Below are 17,960 nucleotides of genomic sequence, written 5' to 3' on the forward strand. Positions count from 1 at the left end.
GCAGTTGCAGCACCTTCTTTGGGCCTGTGTGAACAAATTGTTGACTGAGCTCAGCCGTACCTTTATATCTATACTGTTCAATGTTAAAAAAGTGTTATAATTTTTTATTAAGTCAAATAAACAGGATAAAACATGGGCTTACTAAAAAAATTTCTTATCGGTATTGTCTTGATTGTACTGGCAGTGGTGTTGGTAGGCTTTGCCTTGCCAGCCGACTATGAAGTACGTCGCAGTATCGTGATTGATGCTGAGCCACAGGAAATTTACCCGCAGGTGGTGAACCTGAAAGCCTGGAGTGATTGGGGGGTGTGGTTTCAGCGTGATCCGGATATGAAAATTGAATACAGCGGCCCGGACCGTGCCATCGGGATGCGCTCAGAATGGCAAAGTGAAAGCCAGGGCAATGGCGAGATGGAAATCACCGAGTTGCAGCACAATAAAAAAGTGCAGTACAGCCTGTATTTTCCTGATTATGAGATGGGCTCCACCGGTTCCATTGAACTGGAAACCGTGCCCGAAGGTACCCTGGTCACTTGGAGCGATGTGGGCGAAGTGGGGGCCAACCCCATCGACCGTTATTTTGCTCTGATGATGGACGACATGATTGGTCCGGATTTTAAGGTGGGCCTGGAAAATCTGAAAACCCTGGTGGAAAACCAAAGCTGACCCTCTCACGGACAGCGCATTTCCAGGCGCTGTCACCTTCATTAGCCGAAGCCGTCATGGCCACCCACCCCCGGTAGACTGGCCGGAGGAGGGTGATCTGGCCTGAAGCACCCGGCGTAAGTATGGCAATAATTTTTGCCTCATCCCTTTTTGGTAGCGCAAACTGATCATCAGTGCCCGGGCGATGCGGTATGTATATGTGCCATCCTTGAGCAGGGAGACAAATCTGTGCCCGGCAGTGATAAACACAAGCTGATTGCCAGCCTGTCGGCCAATAAACTGGCTGACATCCTGGTATCCCCCAAAACCACCTTACCGGCGTTATTGCTTACTCTGGGCGCGCCTGGCTGGATGATCGGCTGGCTGGTGCCACTGCGCGAATCCGGTGCTTTATTACCTCAAGCTTTAATTGGTGTAGCACTGCGCCATACCAAAGCGCGCCACCCGATATGGCGGGTTGGCATCTGTATACAAACGCTGGCGGTCTTGGCCATGCTGCTCAGTGCACTGTGGTTGTCTGCCACTGCAGCAGGCTGGGCAATTTTGATTGCGCTGGCAGTGTTAAGCCTGGGCCGCTCTGCCTGTTCACTGACCGTCAAGGATATGGAAGCGGATGTGGCGGCCAAAGGCGAGCGGGGCGATTTGATTGGCAAAGCCTCAACCATCTCCGGGGTGCTTACTTTACTGGTGGCAGTGCCGCTGGTGTTTTTTCAGCAGACTTTGGGCACCGCGATGATTATCAGCCTGTTGGGGCTGGCTGCCGCAGCTTTTGCCTGCACCCTGGTACTGATGTTACCGATTACCACCTATGTAGAAGTAGACCAGGCTGACAGTGCCAATAACAAAACCCGCTTCTGGCAGTTTGACCCAGTGGTGTATCGCTTTGTGCTGGTGCGCGGCTTGTTTGTACATTCGGCTTTGGTGGCCCCATATTTTATGCTCGAAAGCAAAGCCGGCCCGCAGGCTCTTCTGCCCTTGTATCTGGCAGCGCAGGCTGCGGCATCCATGCTCTCTTCTATGGTGTGGGGTAAGGTGGCCGACAGCAGCGCCCGGACTACTTTGCAACTGGCCGGTGTGGTAGCGGTAATCGCCTGTGTGGGCCTGTTATGGCTACAGCCAGATTCGGCCTGGATATCCGGCGTGTTGTTTTTTGTATTAGCCATTGCTCATACCGGGGTCAGAACCGGGCGTAAAACCTACAGCCTGGATGTTAAAGAAGGGCAGGACCGCACCGAGCTGGTGGCCTTTAGCAATACTGCCATTGGTCTTATTCTGCTGGCCTTTGGAGCACTGTACAGTGTTCTACAGGCGATACTGCCCTTTTCGGTGGTGTATGTGATGACAGCGGTGCTGGTGTTGGCTATCGGCCTGACCGTGCTGCTTCCGCATGAAAAATCATCCTGATCGTTAGCGCATTCCAATTTCTAAAATTCCGCCAAAACAGGCACCTAAGTGGTTGTGCCTGATGCTGCATCATGGCAGTCTGCAAACAGATGTATCGCAGTATAAGCAGGAGCCAGTGTGTTACAGCAAGCAACCGCCCCCTCCCTAGGGCAATTATTTCGGCTACTCGGGCCCGGTGTATTGATGGCCACTGCCGCCATCGGTGGTAGTCATCTGGTGGCGGCTACCCAGGCCGGGGCGCAGTTTGGCTGGCAGCTGGCCTTACTGTTATTGCTGGTCAATGTGGTCAAGTATCCGTTTTTTCGCGCAGGTATCAGTTATACCGTAAGCAGTGGCCACACCCTGCAGCACGGCTATGCGCAAATGGGCCGCGGTTACCTGCTTACCGCGCTGGTGCTCAATGGCATCGGTGCGGTGGTAAACAGTGCAGCGCTGTTATTGTTTGCTGCCAGTTTGCTGGGCTATTTTATGCCTGCGGCTGTTCCTCTCTCCGGGCTGGCCGCCGGGGTACTGGTAGCCATTTTGTTTATCATTCTTGCCGGCCATTTCAGCGCTATGAACCAGGCGGCTAAACTGATCATGGGCTTATTGGTGGTGGCCACTTTACTGGCGGCAGCGGCAGCGTTTTACAACGGGCCGGTGGCGCCGCCTGAATTTGTCAGTCCTTCACCCTGGACCTTAGCCGCCCTGGGCTTTTTGGTGGTGACCATGGGCTGGATGCCGGCACCTATTGAAATCTCGGCGATCACCTCATTGTGGCTGACCCGCCAAATGCAGACCCGCCCGGTGACGCCCGCCTCAGCCATGTTTGATTTTAATCTGGGCTACTGCCTGACCCTGGTGCTGGCACTGGTCTTTTTGGCCCTGGGCGCTTTGGTGCTACACGGCAATGGCAGTGAGCTGGCTACCGGCGGGATTGGCTTTGCTCAACAGCTGGTGGGCATGTATGCCGGCACCATTGGCGAATGGTCGCGCTGGTTGATCGCACTGATTGCCTTTTTATGTATATTTGGCTCTGCCCTGACAGTGTATGACGGCTATTGCCGCGCCATCAGCGAAGCGGTGGGGTTGCTGCATGGGCAAACAAACACCCACAGTACACAGTTTACCCGACGCTTTCATCGGGTGCTGGTAGGCGTGGCCATTGTGAGCTTCGCGATTGTGCTGTTTTTCAAGTCAGCCTTGTTGGCCATGCTGGGCTTTGCCATGACTCTGGCATTTGTGACCACGCCGTTATTTGCCTGGCTAAATCATCGGTTGGTTCGGCGTACTACGCTGGCTGCCGACATTCAACCCGGCCCGTGGCTGACCGGGTTAAGCTATGTGGGATTGGTGTATTTGTTTGGCTTTTTGGCAGTGTTTGCCTGGTGGCGACTTGCCGGGTAGGGCACCGGCAAGCCATGTGAGTGGTTATGCAGAAGCGGGTAACAGGGCATTGGCCACTTTTGAAGCTGGCTTACGGCCGGTGGCCTGACTGATAAACGCGGTGGCTTTGAGTAGTTTATTCATGTCCACCCCGGTCTCAATATCCATCCCATTTAGCATGTACAACACATCTTCGGTGGCGACATTGCCACTGGCGCCTTTGGCATAAGGGCAACCGCCTAAGCCGGCCACCGCACTGTCAATAACCCGGATCCCCTGAGACAAGGCTACATACAGGTTGGCCAGCGCCTGGCCATAAGTATCGTGAAAATGCACCGCTAACTGACTGGCTGGCACATGCTCCATCACGGTATCCAGCATCCAGCGGGTGTGATGGGGCGTGCCGGTGCCAATGGTATCGCCTAAAGAAATCTCATAGCAGCCCATATCCAGCATTTGCTGGGCAACTTCGGCCACGGCCTGCGGATCAATGTCGCCTTCATAAGGGCAGCCCATCACGCAGGATACATACCCGCGAACCTTAAGTTTGTGCGCGCGGGCGTGTTCCACCACTGGTGCAAAGCGCTCCAGGCTTTGTTCGATGGAGCAGTTGATATTTTTCTGGCTGAAGGTTTGCGACGCCGCGCCAAAGATAGCCACCTCTTCAGCCCCGGCTGCCAGCGCATTTTCCAAGCCCTTTTGATTGGGGGTGAGCACACTGTAGATCACCCCCGGCTGGCGCGTCAGCCCGGCCAGCACCTTGTCCGAGTCGGCCATTTGTGGCACCCAGCGCGGGGAGACAAAACTGCCGGCTTCAATGCGGGTATGGCCCGCTTGTACCAGCAAATCAATCAGCTGTATTTTGGTCTCAGCAGTCAGCGTAGTGGGTTCGTTTTGCAGCCCGTCGCGCGGGCCCACTTCCACCAGGCTGACGCTATCGGGAAAGTTATTCATCAGCCTCAAACTCCAACAACTGCGCGCCGCCATCCACCAAATCGCCGGCTTTAAAGTACAAGGCGGTGACCTTACCATCCCGGGGCGCTTTAATGCTGTGCTCCATCTTCATGGCTTCCATCACCACCAGGGTGGCGCCTTTTTTCACGCTATCGCCTTCCTTAACCTGGTTTTCCACCAGGGTGCCGTTCATGGGTGCGGCAAAATCGCTGCTGTGTGCAGCATCTTCCACCTGGCCCATATCCGGTGGGACAAAATCCAGATGAGCAGCGCCCTGAGCAGAAAACAGAGTGAACCGATCGCCGTCTCTGGCCCAACCGATGCGCTGATGGTGATTATCAATCTGCGCCTGCAGGGTATGGCCATCAAGCTTGCCGCTAATCTGATAGTCCTGCTCATCAATAGCCATGTGCCATTGATAGGGCTGGGCCAGGGTGCCGGTGTGGGTTACCCGCACGGTCATCTCCTGACCGGCTGCGCGAAATTGCAGCTGTTGCTGATACTGATGATTAGGCCGCCAGGCAATGGGCAGCGCCCACGGTGAAGTCGGGTCGCCACTGTTGACCGGTGGCTGTGCGGTATCCAGCATCACCAACAGGCTGGCCTGTAACAAGGCTGCGTGGTCTGGTGCCTGCTGATCTTTAAGTAACATGTCCTGATGCTTATCCACAAAGGTGGTCAGCAGCTCGGCTTGCTGAAACGGCTCGCTGGCCGCCACATTGTATAAAAACTCCAGGTTAGTGGTGACGCCGGCCACATGATAATCACGTAGCGCCGCCAGCAGGCGTTGTAGCGCACGCTCGCGGTTTTCGTCCCACACCACCAGTTTGGCGATCATTGGGTCGTAATACACTGACACTTCGTCGCCCTGAACCACCCCGGTATCCACCCGTACATGAGCCGATTCTGTCGGCGGTTGCAGCAGGGTAAGCGTGCCGGTGGCTGGTAAAAAACCATTGGCGGGATCTTCAGCATACAGGCGGGCTTCAAAGGCATGGCCATGTAAGCGCAGCTGATCCTGTGTTTTTGGCAGGGGCAGGCCATTGGCTACCTGAATCTGCCAGGCCACTAAGTCTTCGCCGGAGATCATTTCGGTGACCGGGTGCTCCACCTGCAGGCGGGTATTCATTTCCATGAAATAAAAATCATTGCCGTCGAGCAAGAACTCGACAGTACCGGCACCCACATATTTAATGGCCTGGGCGGCTTTGATGGCCGCTTCGCCCATACGCTGGCGCAGCTCGTCGGTCATGCCGGGCGCGGGCGCTTCTTCGATGATTTTCTGATGACGGCGCTGCACAGAACAGTCGCGCTCAAACAGGTACACGCCATTGCCGTGCTCATCACAAAATACCTGAATTTCCACATGGCGCGGCTGGGTCAGGTATTTTTCAACCAGCATAATATCGTCGCTGAAGCTGGCCATTGATTCACGTTTTGCTGCCTGCAAGGCAGCGCTAAACTCGTCAGCCTGCCAGACCTGACGCATACCTTTGCCACCACCACCGGCAGCGGCTTTGAGCAGCACCGGATAGCCCATATCATCAGCATGTCGTTTAAGCGTCGCTTCGCTTTGATCATCGCCATGATAACCAGGTACCAGCGGTACGCCAGCGTCTTCCATGATGTGTTTGGCAGCAGACTTTGAGCCCATTGCCGCGATGGCGTCCGGGCCCGGGCCAATAAATTTAATATTATTGTCGGCACAGGCGCGGGCAAATTTGGCATTTTCTGATAAGAAGCCATAGCCCGGGTGGATGGCATCCACCTGCAGGCGTTTTGCTACGGCTAAAATGGTATCGGCTTTTAAATAGCTGTCTTTGGACGGCGCCGCGCCAATGTGTACAGCTTCGTCGGCCAGTTGTACATGTAGCGCGTGCCGGTCGGCGTCGGAATACACCGCCACCGTGCTAATCCCCAGTTGACGGGCGGTTTTAATTACCCGGCAGGCAATTTCGCCACGGTTTGCGATGAGAATTTTTTTAATCATACTTTGTTCTCCTGCCAGGCTGCCGGTTGCTTGTTTAAAAATGCGTTGAGACCTTGCTGGCCCTCATCAGATACCCGGACCTTGGCAATCCACTGACTGGTTTTTTGCATCAGGTCGTCATTGATGGGGACACCGGCCACATATTCCACCAGCGCTTTGGCCTGGCCCACTGCACGCGGGCCGTTTTTAAGAACCTGCGCGATGATGTCGTCAATGGTGCTATCCAGTTCATCTTCGGTAACCGCTTCACTGAGTAATCCCAGGCGGCGCGCCCGGCGCGCCGAAAAAACCTCGGCAGTCTGAAAATACCGGCGGCAAACCCGTGCGCCCATGGCTTCCACCACATAAGGGGCGATGGTGGCGGGGATAAGCCCAATGCGTACTTCGCTTAAACAAAATTTGCTTAAGCGGCTGCCAATGGCGATGTCACAACAGGCAATCAGCCCGATAGCGCCGCCAAAAGCCGCACCCTGAACCCGGGCTATCGTCAGCTTGGGCAGGGTATAGAGAGTTTGTAACATGGTGGCCAGTGCCATAGCGTCGCGTTCATTCTCACTTTCTGAATAATCCGCCATGCGCTGCATCCACTGCAAATTGGCGCCGGCACTAAAGCTTTTGCCGGTGGCTTTAAGTACCACCACACGGACCGCGTCATCGTCAGCAGCCTGCGTAAAATACTCGGTCAGGGTGCTGATCATCGCATCATCAAAGGCGTTATGCTTATCGGGGTTATTTAACGTCACCGTGGCAACGCCGCGGCTGTCTACATCGTAGAGCACAGCAGAAGTTGTATCAGTCATGTTGGCGCATCCTTACATTCTGAAAATGCCAAACCGGGTTTCGTCTATCGGCGCATTGAGCGCGGCAGATAGCGACAAGCCCAGAACCAGACGGGTATCGGCCGGGTCGATGACACCATCGTCCCACAGCCGCGCAGACGCATAATAGGGGTGGCCCTGTTTTTCGTAGGTATCAATGATTGGCTGCTTAAAGCTCGCCTCTTCTTCGGCGGACCAGTTTTCATCGGCCCGTTCTTTTTGATCCCGTTTGACCTGAGCCAGCACGCCGGCTGCCTGCTCACCCCCCATTACCGATATGCGCGCATTGGGCCACATAAACAAAAAGCGTGGGTCATAGGCGCGGCCGCACATGCCGTAGTTGCCCGCGCCAAAACTGCCGCCGATAAGCACTGTCAGTTTGGGCACATTGGCACAGGCTACCGCGGTAACCATCTTGGCGCCGTGTTTAGCAATACCGCCAGCTTCATATTGCTGGCCAACCATAAAGCCGGTGATATTTTGCAAAAATACCAGCGGGATCTTGCGTTGCGCACACAGCTCAACAAAATGCGCGCCCTTGAGCGCACTTTCGCCGAACAAAATGCCGTTATTGGCAACGATGCCTACTGGGTAGCCGAAGATGCGCGCAAACCCGCATACCAGGGTGGTGCCGTACAGGGGTTTAAATTCATCAAAGGCTGAGTCATCTACCACCCGGGCGATAATTTCGCGTACATCGTAGGTTTTACGGCTGTCTTTGGGCACAATGCCGTAGATATCACTGGCCGGGTAGCGCGGCGCAACCGCTTCGCGTACATCCAGTGACACGGTTTTTTTACGGTTTAAGCGGGCCACGGCATCACGGGCCAGGGTCAATGCGTGATGATCATTATTGGCCAGCAAATCCGCCACTCCAGAGGTGCGGGTATGCACATCACCACCGCCCAGCTCTTCGGCCGAAACCACTTCCCCGGTAGCGGCTTTAACCAGCGGCGGACCGCCTAAAAAGATGGTGCCCTGTTCTTTAACAATGATGCTGACATCCGCCATGGCCGGGACATAAGCACCGCCGGCGGTGCACGAGCCCATTACCACAGCGATTTGCGGAATATTTTTAGCCGACATATTGGCCTGGTTGAAAAAGATCCGGCCAAAATGCTCTTTATCCGGAAACACTTCATCCTGACGCGGCAGGTTAGCGCCGCCGGAATCCACCAGATAGATACAGGGCAAGTGATTTTGCTCGGCAATTTCTTGTGCCCGTAGGTGTTTTTTCACTGTTAGCGGATAATAGGTGCCGCCTTTCACGGTGGCATCATTGGCCACCACCATACACTCGACGCCGGCTACCCGGCCGATACCCGCGACAACGCCGGCACCCGGCACATAATCGTCATACACTTCCCAGCCGGCCAGCTGGCCGATTTCCAAAAAGGGCGTGCAAGGGTCCAGTAAGGCTTCAATGCGTTCCCGCGGCAGTAGTTTGCCGCGTGATACATGGCGCTGGGCGGCTTTGTCGCCGCCGCCAGCTTTGATTTGCGTAATTTTATCCTGCAGATCGGCAACTTGCGCCTGCATATGCTGCGCATTTTCGGCAAAATCTGCGGAATTGGAGTTTACAGAGGTTGGTAGTACGGACACAGGCGTCTCCTGACTATACAAGTAGGCCGGCATTGCTGCCGGCCGGCTGTTCCTAAAGTTATTCTGACTCTTTAAATAGCTCGCGGCCGATGAGCATGCGGCGGATCTCAGAGGTTCCGGCACCGATCTCATACAGTTTGGCATCACGTAATAAGCGCCCGGTGGGGTATTCGTTGACATAGCCGTTGCCGCCCAGCAACTGAATCGCATCCAGTGCCATCTTAGTGGCCAGCTCGGCAGAATATAATATAGCCCCGGCGGCATCTTTACGGGTGGTTTCACCGCGGTCGCAAGAATTGGCCACTGCATACACATAGGCCCGGGCGGCATTCATCTGGGTGTACATATCTGCCACCTTGCCCTGCACCAGCTGGAACTGACCGATAGACTGGCCAAACTGCTCGCGCTCGTGAATATAGGGTACCACTGCATCCATGCAGGCCTGCATGATGCCCAGTGGGCCGCCGGATAACACCAGGCGCTCATAATCTAAGCCACTCATCAGTACTTTGACGCCTTCGCCTTCACGGCCCAGAATGTTAGCCGCCGGTACTTCGCAGTCTTCGAAAATCAGCTCACAGGTGTTGGAGGAGCGCATGCCCAGTTTGTCGAGCTTTTGCGCCTGCGAAAAGCCAGCAAAATCTTTTTCTACGATAAAGGCGGTAATGCCTTTGGCGCCGGCATCCGGGTCGGTTTTGGCATAAATTACAAAGGTATGGGCATCCGGGCCGTTGGTGATCCACATTTTATTGCCATTAAGCACATAGGTATCGCCATGCTTTTTCGCCCGCAGCTTCATGCTCACTACATCTGAACCGGCATTGGGCTCGCTCATGGCCAGCGCGCCGATATGCTCACCGGAGCAAAGTTTGGGCAGGTACTTTTCACGCTGAGCATCATTGCCATTTTTGAAAATCTGGTTCACGCACAAATTGGAATGAGCACCATAAGACAAACCAATGCCGGCAGAGGCCCGGCTGATTTCTTCCATGGCCACGGTGTGGGCCAGGTAACCCATCTCAGAGCCACCATATTGCTCGCTCACAGTCACACCCAGTAGACCCATCTCGCCCAGCTTGGGCCACAATTCGTTGGGGAACTGGTTGGCTTCATCGGCACTGGCGGCCAATGGCGCAATTTCATTTTTGGCAAATTGATAGACCTGGTCGCGCAACATGTCAATGTCTTCGCCAAGGCCAAAATTAAGAGTAGGGTAGGGCGTGTTCATGCAATATTTCCTCGTTTTAATTCAGCCAGCTCTTCCCGGCAGCGGGTCTCTACCTCATCCAGCTCTCGCATCAACATCGTGATGTCTTCGAGTTGTTGGGTAAGTAAAGCCCGCTTGTGCTCAGTTAATTGCAGCATGGTTTCAAGCTGCACCGCAGAATTAGGGTTAGTGTCGTACAGCTCAAACAGATTTTTTACCTCAGCCAGAGAAAAGCCTAACCTCTTACCACGTAAAATTAGCTTTAACCTGACCCGGTCTTTGATACAGTAAATACGGTTTTGTCCGGTACGTCGAGGGCTCAGCAACCCCTGTTCTTCGTAAAAACGAATCGAACGCGGGGTGATCTCAAACTCACGTGCCAGCTCGCCAATGGTATAGGTCGGTTCAGAATTGTGGTCACTCATTGTAAAGCACCTGTGAAATACGCCTGTGTTTGCCCGGCTGGCTTTGTCAGAACCTGATATCCGCGGATATCAGCGCGTTGACACTCTCAACGTTCGGGTTTACGTTAACGTAAATTGCATTTTACGTTAAGGTAAAGTAACAACTTCTTAACGTCAATATGGCAACTATCCGTTACGCAAATCAGCGGATGAGAGTGAAATAAGAACAGTCTGCGTAGGGTTGTGCAGACAGGGAACATCAATACAGAGGCAAATTTTATGAGCAACAAAACGGTGGTAATTGTAGCGGCTAAACGTACGCCGATGGGGGGATTCAATGGCAGTCTTGCCGCTGTGCCAGCAACTGAGCTGGGTTCCCACGCGATCAAAGCATGCTGTGAAAATATCGATGTCAGCCAGATTGATGAAGTGATCATGGGCTGTGTATTGCCGGCCGGATTAGGCCAGTCACCGGCGCGCCAGGCCTCTTTAAAAGCGGGTCTGCCGTTATCAGCCGGGGTCACCACTATTAACAAGGTGTGTGGCTCAGGGCTAAAAGCGGTGATGCTGGCCCATGATTTAATCAAGGCAGGTTCGGTGTCTACAGTGCTGGCCGGGGGCATGGAAAGCATGAGTAATGCACCATACATGTTACCCAAAGCCCGTTCAGGCTACCGCATGGGTCATGGCCAGGTGCTTGATCATATGATGTTAGACGGCCTGGAAAATGCCTATGACGGCAAAGCCATGGGCTGCTTTGCTCAGGATACCGCCGATGATGAAGGCATTACCCGTGGCCAGATGGACGAGTTTGCATTAAGTTCGTTATCCAAAGCCAATCAGGCCATTGAAGACGGCACCTTTGCCGATGAAATCGTAGCGGTCACGATTTCTGGACGTAAAGGCGATGTGACGGTGGATACCGACGAAGGCCCAGGCAGTGCCCGACCCGACAAAATCCCCAGCCTGCGCCCGGCCTTCAAAAAAGACGGCACAGTCACTGCGGCCAATTCCAGCTCCATTTCTGACGGGGCAGCCGCTTTGATGGTAATGAGCGAAGACAAAGCCCGCGAACAGGGACTAACCCCACTGGCAAAAATTGTCGCTCATGCCACTCATTCTATCGCCCCGGAAGATTTTACTGTCGCCCCGGTAGGCGCGATGGAAAAGGTGTTGGATAAAGCCGGCTGGACCAAAGACGACGTAGATTTGTTTGAAATCAACGAGGCGTTTGCCATGGTCACGATGTTGGCGATTCAAAAACTGGGTCTGGATGAAGCCAAAGTAAATGTGAAAGGGGGTGCGTGTGCATTGGGCCATCCTATCGGAGCCTCCGGCGCCCGCATTCTGGTCACCCTGATCCATGCGTTACGTCAACGCCAGGGCAAAAAAGGCATCGCGTCGCTGTGCATTGGCGGCGGTGAAGGTGTCGCTGTCGCTATCGAAATGATGTAAAGAATTGTTTGCAAAACAATTTTTTTAATAGTTAGGGGTAACTCCCTATTTTTGTTTAATTTTAAAGCAAAAAGCCTGGCCATCGTGTCAGGCTTTTTTACATTTCGCCCTTATTATCCCTTCGTATAAGATTGCCCCACTGGTCCGATTTTTGGGTTGCATTGGTGAATAGTCTTATGCATATTCGATGCGTTGGTTGTTAATTTTTAATCACTTTTAGCGCCAGCAGTTCTACGCAAAAAATAATAATAACATCATTCGCCAGAACGCCTTTCCACACAACCAGGAGGTTGTCAGGGAACACTCGGCCATTCCAGCTTGGCGTGGCCGACTACAACAAGAAGTGTCGATGGGAGACGCAAATGAGATTCAAAAAACATCTATTGGGAACAATGGTTTCGATGGCAGTATCAGCTTCGCTGGTACCGGCTGCGCTGGCGCAGCAAGTCACGATTCCAGATGCAGGGAAGTTGAGCCTGGCAAAAGGCCAACAGCATACTGCCACTAAGAGCACTGGCATTTATATTGTTCAGCTCAAGGATAAAGCCGCTGTTACTTATGCTGAAGATATCGGCGAGCTGGTGCCCAGTAACAAAGTGGCGACCGATAACGGCAACCGCTACAATGCCAAGAGCAGCGCCATTGTTGAGTACACCAACAAATTGCGCTCACGCCAACAGGCCATCGCCAATACAGCCGGCAATGTCGATGTACTGCACAATTATGTGCACACCTTCAACGGCTTTTCCGCCAAATTATCTAAATCTCAGGCCCAGGCCTTACGCCAAAACCCTGATGTGGTTGGCGTCTGGGAAGACGAACTGCTTAGAATCGACACCGCCAATACCCCTGAATTTTTGGGCCTGACCGACGGCCAGGGCCAGCACAATGTGGGCATCAAAGGCGAAGATGTAATTGTGGGGATCCTGGATACCGGTATCACACCGGAAAATCCGAGTTTCTCCGGTGATGGCTATTCCAGCCCTTCAACGTTAGAAGATTGGAGCGGTATTTGTGACACCGGTGAAGATGAGACCTTTGCCTGTAACAACAAAGTGATTGGTGCGCGTTATTACGGCGACGCTTTTGCTTCTGTCTATCCGATTCAAACCGAACTGGGCGAATTTATCAGCCCCCGCGATGCTGATGGCCACGGTAGCCATACCGCTGGTACCGCTGCGGGTAACGAAAATGTCACTGCCGAGAAAAATGGTGGTAGCCTGGGTAGCATCACCGGGATTGCGCCACGGGCGCGGATCGCGGCCTACAAAGTGTGTTGGAACTCTGACTACACCACACCAGATGGCGATGATCAGGCAGGCTGCTTCCCGTCAGACACCATGGCCGCCATCGACCAGGCCACTGCTGATGGCGTAGATGTGATCAACTATTCCATTGGTGGTAGCCGCACAGATTTAACGTATCCTCCTACAGCCGCCATGTTGCGTGCCACTGCAGCTGGTGTTTTTGTGTCAGTGTCTGCCGGTAACTCCGGCCCCGTCGCTCAGACGATCGGTACACCAGCACCCTGGGTAACCACCGTGGGTGCATCGACCTATGAAGGCTTTAGCCAGACCAATGCCCTGGAAGCCCTCGTGGGTAACACTACCTCTCAGTACGGTTTTGTGGAAGGTGCCATCACCAAGCCACTATCAGAAACCGGCCCGGTAGCCGGTGAGCTGGTGGTCGCTGAACCACTGCGCGCGTGTTTTGACGAATCCGGCGCGCCCACACCGTTACAAAATGCTGACGATGTGGCCGGCAAAGTGGTCTTGATTGAACGGGGTGACTGCGCCTTTACGCAAAAAGTCAGCCGCGCCCTGGAATCCGGTGCTAAAGCGGCGGTGGTATTCACTGTTGAAGGCAACCCGATTACCGCACTGGGCGGTGATTTTGTCGGCGGCATCCCAGGCGGCATGATTGGCGCTGCTGATGGTAATGCGCTGTTGGCGGCGGTAAATGCGGGCGACGCAGTTACGGTTGAGCTGAATGCTGGTAATTTCATGCCCCAAAAGGAAGACGGTAACATCATGGCCGGTTTCTCCTCACGGGGTCCTAACCTGTCAACGCTGGATGTGATCAAGCCGGATATTACTGCACCTGGTGTTCGTATTCTGGCAGCCACCACCGATACGCCAATGTTTGGTGCGGCTGGTCAGCAGGTGGCTTACCTAAGCGGCACCTCCATGTCATCACCGCATATTGCCGGTATGGCTGCACTGCTGCGTGACCAGAATCCGGATTGGAGCCCGGCACAAATTAAATCAGCGTTGATGACCACCGCCTATCAGGGCGTAACCAAAGAAGATGGTATCACCCCGGCTGACCCGTTTGATTTTGGTGCAGGGCACGCTAACCCGGTGCCGGCCATGGAACCTGGCCTGACCTACGATACCGGTTTCTTTGACTATATGGCCTTTATGTGTGGCCTTGGCGAAGATACCTTTGTGGCTGAAGAGTCGGGCTACTCATGTGGAGCATACGAGGGCGCCGGGTTCTCACTGGATCCATCACAGCTTAACTATCCGTCTATTGCGGTGGGCGAGCTGCAGGAGCCTAAGACCATCTACCGGACAGTAACCGATATGACTGGCACCGGTGGGACCTACACGGTATCGCTGGAGGGTTTAGAAGGCCTGAATGTCGATGTGCAAACATTTGGCGCTGATGGCAACGAAACCCCTTCTGGCGACCTGGTGGTAGACGCGGGCGGTGTTGCCGCTTACGGTCTGACCTTCTCAAAAACAGCCGATACTAAGATTGATGAATGGGTATTTGGTGGTATCACATTGCGCAGTGGTAACCATACCGTGCGCAGCCCAATTGCTGTTCTGCCTAAGCCAGATATCAAAATCGATGTACCTGAGTCGCAAACCCTGACATTGCGCCGCGGTCGCGCCAGCTTCCCGGTTCAAATGAAATACAGCGGCCGCACCAGTATTGATTATTCAGGCCTGGCACCACGTATGGGTAAAGTGGGTACGGTCACCGACGATCCGGGCAACTCGTTTGTGTTCTTAGGCGCGGGAACAACCTTTACAGCGTGGACAGTACCAGAAGGCTCTACGGTAGCCCGCTTTAGCCTGCGCGATGAAGATGTGGGGGTAGAAGGCAGCGACCTGGACTTACATGTTTATCGCTGTATCAGTTACAGATGCAGCCCGGTAGGTTCGTCGTTAAATGCCGGCTCCAATGAAGATGTGATTATCACCAACCCAGAGCCAGCAGCGAACGGCGAGGGTAACTTCTACATTGCTTTTGTACATGGTTATGACGTCCCGGGTGGCGAAACCACGTTTACCCAAAGTGTGTGGGTAGCCAATGGTAAAGAGCCGACCACACGAGTGAGTGCATCTCGCCGCGCAGTAGAAGGGCGCTTTAATAATGTCAATATATTGACCCGTGGACTGGCCCCTGACAGTACTTATATGGGCACTGTAAGTTTCTTTGATGATGAAGGTAACGAGCAAGGCACCACCGTACTGGAAGTACGTAACTAAAATACAATAAAGCATGGTAAGGGGGGCGGATGCTCCCCCTTAAATAAGGAATACACACATGACAAAATTTAAAACCTGGTGCAGCGCGGCTGCGCTGTTATTAAGCACACTGACGTTGTCTAGCGCTGCCAATGCCGCGATTGTTACGCAAGAGTTGCGTGTTGATGGCGAAAACTTCGCCAATTTTGGGTTTAACCTGAATGAAGATGTGCTGGCTGAAGCCCTCGCCACGGACCCATGGTTTGACCCAACCATGGCCGACAATCTTTTCTATCCCGATCTGATTTCGTTGGAAAGCTTAAGATTGTTTGGTAGTTCAGTAGAGATCGCCGAGGTGTTTAGACTGGATGTGGTCTTTAATGCGCTGGATCTGACCCAGGCTTTCGGTCTGTTATCTGTTGACCTGTTGCTTGACTCTGGTCTTGGCCTTCAGCTTGACCTGGATCAGGCATTTCCAGACGACAGCCTGGTTGTGTTTGATTTTCCAAACGGTGACCTGTTTGTATTTGATGCCACAGATAACATCTCTGTAGTACCAGAGCCTTCAGTGTTGTCTGCGCTGGGCCTGGGCTTTTTAATGCTGGTGGGTGCCCGCCGCAAAGCCTGATTTAAATAATAATTTAATGCTAAGCCCTCTTCGGAGGGCTTTTTTATGGCTGCTCAAAGCAACTTTGCCGGTTGCAAAGCCAGCAGCTAACAGCAATACTTCAGTTAACAGGATACTGTTTTCAAATCAGAGGCTTGCATTGATAAAAAGGTATGTGATGGGAGCTTTGTTGGGATGGCTGTTAAGCACCCAGGCTTACGGGCAGGCGCTGACGGTAAACTATTGTGCACAGCAAAACTGGATGCCCTACGAGGGCGTGCGCAATAACAAGCATATCGGGCTGGTGGCAGATTATATGGCGGTGCTGAGCCAACTGACCGGCGTACGCTTTGTACCGGTCATCACGTCAAACTGGCAACAGTCGCTAGAATTTTTAGCGGCCGGACAATGTGATATTACCGTCACTGTGGATCATCTGGATCCCAGCCGCCAGTCGATGGCGGTGACCCAACGCTTTTTTTCTATTCCTCATGTGCTGGTCACACCGGCCAAGACAACCCTGTTAACCGGCTATGCCGGCCTGGGCGAGCGGCGTACTGGTGTGGTAGACGATTTTTATCATGATGAATATGTGCGCCGCTATTACCCGGGGGTGCAGCTTATCGAAGTGCAAAGCGAGCAGGAAGGCCTGGCCATGCTGCAAGACGGCGAGCTGGATGCCATGATTGCGTCGCTACTCAGTGTGAACAGCTTTTTAAAAAAACTGAACAAAACCGGCCTGGTTATCGCCGGGGGCGCCGAGCCGGTCAGCAGCCTGCGCTTTGCTGTGGCCGGGCCGCAGCGCGATGAGTTGGTGGGCCTGCTTAACCGCGCCATTCAGACCATCCCACAAAGTCAGCGGGTAGAAATCTATCAGCGCTGGAATCAGGTAGTGGTGCATCAGCAGGGCGTGTGGCTGTATATTGTGGCTGCGGTGGTGATACTGGCCGCAATCGCTGTGTTGCTATATTGGGTGCGGCACAAGGTCGGGCGGCTTGCCGAACTGCTGAAAAGTAAAACGCGTGAGCTGGATGCCATGCAGGCGGTGGTCCTGGATAAAAACCGCACCATCGAATTTTTGAGCAATCATGATGCCGACTCAGGTTTATATAATCGAAACCATATTATTTTAAAAGCCGAGGAAGAGATTGCCCGGTTTAAGCGGTTTAATTCGCCGGCGTCATTGGTGGTGCTGGACTTTATGACCATAGAAGTCCATAGCCCTAACGGGCATGGGCATACCGATGCTGGCCTGATCCGCATGTTGGGGCGCGCCTGCTTAAGCTCCATCCGTGAAGTGGATGTGCTCGCGCGCTGGAGTCCTGAGCAACTGGTGTTTTTATGCCCGCAAACTAAGCAAGGCGATGGCAGCTTGCTGGCGGAGCGGCTGATTGAGTGTATTGAACAAACCGGGAAAGAGCATGGTGTGACCATCAAGGTGGCGGCGGGGATTGCCGGCCTGCGCGATAACTGGTCATTTAACGACTGGTACGAACAAGCCTGCAGTGTGCTGTATCACGCACGCCGCCAGGGCGGCGGCGTGGTCAATTATGATTTTTATTAAGCCTTACTTACCCAGCGTGAACCTGGTGTCTGCATCGCGTAACAAGAATAACGCAAAGCAGGCGCCCCACATGGGCCAGGCAGCAAAAAACAGCAGATTGTTGAAGGCATCAAAATACTGCGGCATGGACGAAAGAGTAGAGGCCCCGTGTAGGATAAAGACCAGGCCATAGGTCCAGAACTTGGCAATACCGGCAACAAATGCCAGTACCAGTATTAATTGCAGCGTGCCCATGATGTAAACCATCACTTCAGACAAGCCGCCAATACTATAAAAAGATTCAAAGATGCCGATGCTGTGAGAAGGATTGACAAATTTGTCCAGCGTCCAGACCAGCATCACCAGAAAAACTGTCAGACGTAGGGCCAGTAATGACCAGGCCAGACGGGTTTGCAGGCCAGTATTCGAACTTTGCATAAAATCTCCAAGTGTAATGTTCTGGGCT

14 protein-coding genes are annotated in these 17,960 nt (G+C 53.6%); 7 read left to right on the forward strand and 7 right to left on the reverse strand.

Annotated features, from left to right (window positions below; translation table 11 throughout):
- Positions 1–132 precede the first annotated feature (132 nt).
- The 3 genes from ACTUJZ_RS01240 to ACTUJZ_RS01250 all read left to right on the forward strand — a co-directional run bounded on the left by ACTUJZ_RS01240 (position 133) and on the right by ACTUJZ_RS01250 (position 3,456).
- Positions 133–666 carry an SRPBCC family protein gene (locus ACTUJZ_RS01240; RefSeq protein WP_463634447.1) on the forward strand — a complete coding sequence of 178 codons (534 nt, stop codon included), beginning with the start codon at positions 133–135 and terminating at the stop codon, positions 664–666.
- Between the two features lie 135 nt (positions 667–801).
- The gene (locus tag ACTUJZ_RS01245) at positions 802–2,070 is read left to right on the forward strand and encodes an MFS transporter (protein WP_463634448.1); all 1,269 of its coding nucleotides are present in this window, start codon (positions 802–804) and stop codon (positions 2,068–2,070) included.
- 183 nt (positions 2,071–2,253) lie between these two features.
- The gene (locus ACTUJZ_RS01250) at positions 2,254–3,456 is read left to right on the forward strand and encodes an NRAMP family divalent metal transporter (RefSeq protein WP_463635219.1); all 1,203 of its coding nucleotides are present in this window, start codon (positions 2,254–2,256) and stop codon (positions 3,454–3,456) included.
- Positions 3,457–3,480: 24 nt separating this feature from the next.
- Here the strand turns inward: ACTUJZ_RS01250 and ACTUJZ_RS01255 are convergent, their stop codons facing one another.
- From ACTUJZ_RS01255 to ACTUJZ_RS01280, 6 genes are read right to left on the reverse strand one after another with little or no spacing between them, the layout of a single operon-like run.
- Positions 3,481–4,389 carry a hydroxymethylglutaryl-CoA lyase gene (locus ACTUJZ_RS01255; protein ID WP_463634449.1) on the reverse strand — a complete coding sequence of 303 codons (909 nt, stop codon included), beginning with the start codon at positions 4,387–4,389 and terminating at the stop codon, positions 3,481–3,483.
- Positions 4,382–6,379, reverse strand: a complete 1,998-nt coding sequence (locus tag ACTUJZ_RS01260; protein ID WP_463634450.1) for an acetyl/propionyl/methylcrotonyl-CoA carboxylase subunit alpha — start codon at positions 6,377–6,379, stop codon at positions 4,382–4,384. The genes ACTUJZ_RS01255 and ACTUJZ_RS01260 overlap by 8 nt, the downstream gene beginning before the upstream one ends.
- Positions 6,376–7,179: an enoyl-CoA hydratase/isomerase family protein gene (locus ACTUJZ_RS01265; RefSeq protein ID WP_463634451.1), complete on the reverse strand. Its 804-nt coding sequence runs from the start codon at positions 7,177–7,179 to the stop codon at positions 6,376–6,378. The genes ACTUJZ_RS01260 and ACTUJZ_RS01265 overlap by 4 nt, the downstream gene beginning before the upstream one ends.
- Before the next feature lie 12 nt (positions 7,180–7,191).
- Positions 7,192–8,799, reverse strand: a complete 1,608-nt coding sequence (locus ACTUJZ_RS01270) for a carboxyl transferase domain-containing protein (RefSeq protein WP_463634452.1) — start codon at positions 8,797–8,799, stop codon at positions 7,192–7,194.
- A 58-nt stretch (positions 8,800–8,857) separates the two neighbouring features.
- Positions 8,858–10,027 carry an isovaleryl-CoA dehydrogenase gene (locus ACTUJZ_RS01275; protein ID WP_463634453.1) on the reverse strand — a complete coding sequence of 390 codons (1,170 nt, stop codon included), beginning with the start codon at positions 10,025–10,027 and terminating at the stop codon, positions 8,858–8,860.
- Entirely contained in the window at positions 10,024–10,431 is a 408-nt protein-coding gene (locus ACTUJZ_RS01280; protein ID WP_463634454.1) for a MerR family transcriptional regulator, read from the reverse strand. The genes ACTUJZ_RS01275 and ACTUJZ_RS01280 overlap by 4 nt, the downstream gene beginning before the upstream one ends.
- A 258-nt stretch (positions 10,432–10,689) precedes the next feature.
- Between ACTUJZ_RS01280 and ACTUJZ_RS01285 the strand changes: the two genes are divergently transcribed.
- The 4 genes from ACTUJZ_RS01285 (at position 10,690) to ACTUJZ_RS01300 (ending at position 17,515) form a co-directional block, all read left to right on the forward strand.
- Complete coding sequence (locus ACTUJZ_RS01285) at positions 10,690–11,865, forward strand: thiolase family protein (protein ID WP_463634455.1); 1,176 nt, start codon at positions 10,690–10,692, stop codon at positions 11,863–11,865.
- Between the two features lie 401 nt (positions 11,866–12,266).
- The gene (locus ACTUJZ_RS01290; protein WP_463634456.1) at positions 12,267–15,365 is read left to right on the forward strand and encodes a S8 family serine peptidase; all 3,099 of its coding nucleotides are present in this window, start codon (positions 12,267–12,269) and stop codon (positions 15,363–15,365) included.
- Positions 15,366–15,423: 58 nt separating this feature from the next.
- A complete protein-coding gene (locus ACTUJZ_RS01295; RefSeq protein WP_463634457.1) occupies positions 15,424–15,972 on the forward strand; it encodes a PEP-CTERM sorting domain-containing protein in 549 nt (182 codons plus the stop codon).
- Between the two features lie 169 nt (positions 15,973–16,141).
- Positions 16,142–17,515, forward strand: coding sequence for a transporter substrate-binding domain-containing diguanylate cyclase (locus ACTUJZ_RS01300; protein WP_463634458.1), 1,374 nt, complete (start codon positions 16,142–16,144; stop codon positions 17,513–17,515).
- 3 nt (positions 17,516–17,518) lie between these two features.
- Here the strand turns inward: ACTUJZ_RS01300 and ACTUJZ_RS01305 are convergent, their stop codons facing one another.
- Positions 17,519–17,932 (reverse strand): hypothetical protein, encoded by a 414-nt coding sequence (locus ACTUJZ_RS01305; protein WP_463634459.1) that lies wholly within the window; start codon positions 17,930–17,932, stop codon positions 17,519–17,521.
- Between the last annotated feature and the right edge of the window lie 28 nt (positions 17,933–17,960).

This window comes from Alteromonas sp. WD8-37 (assembly GCF_055326825.1).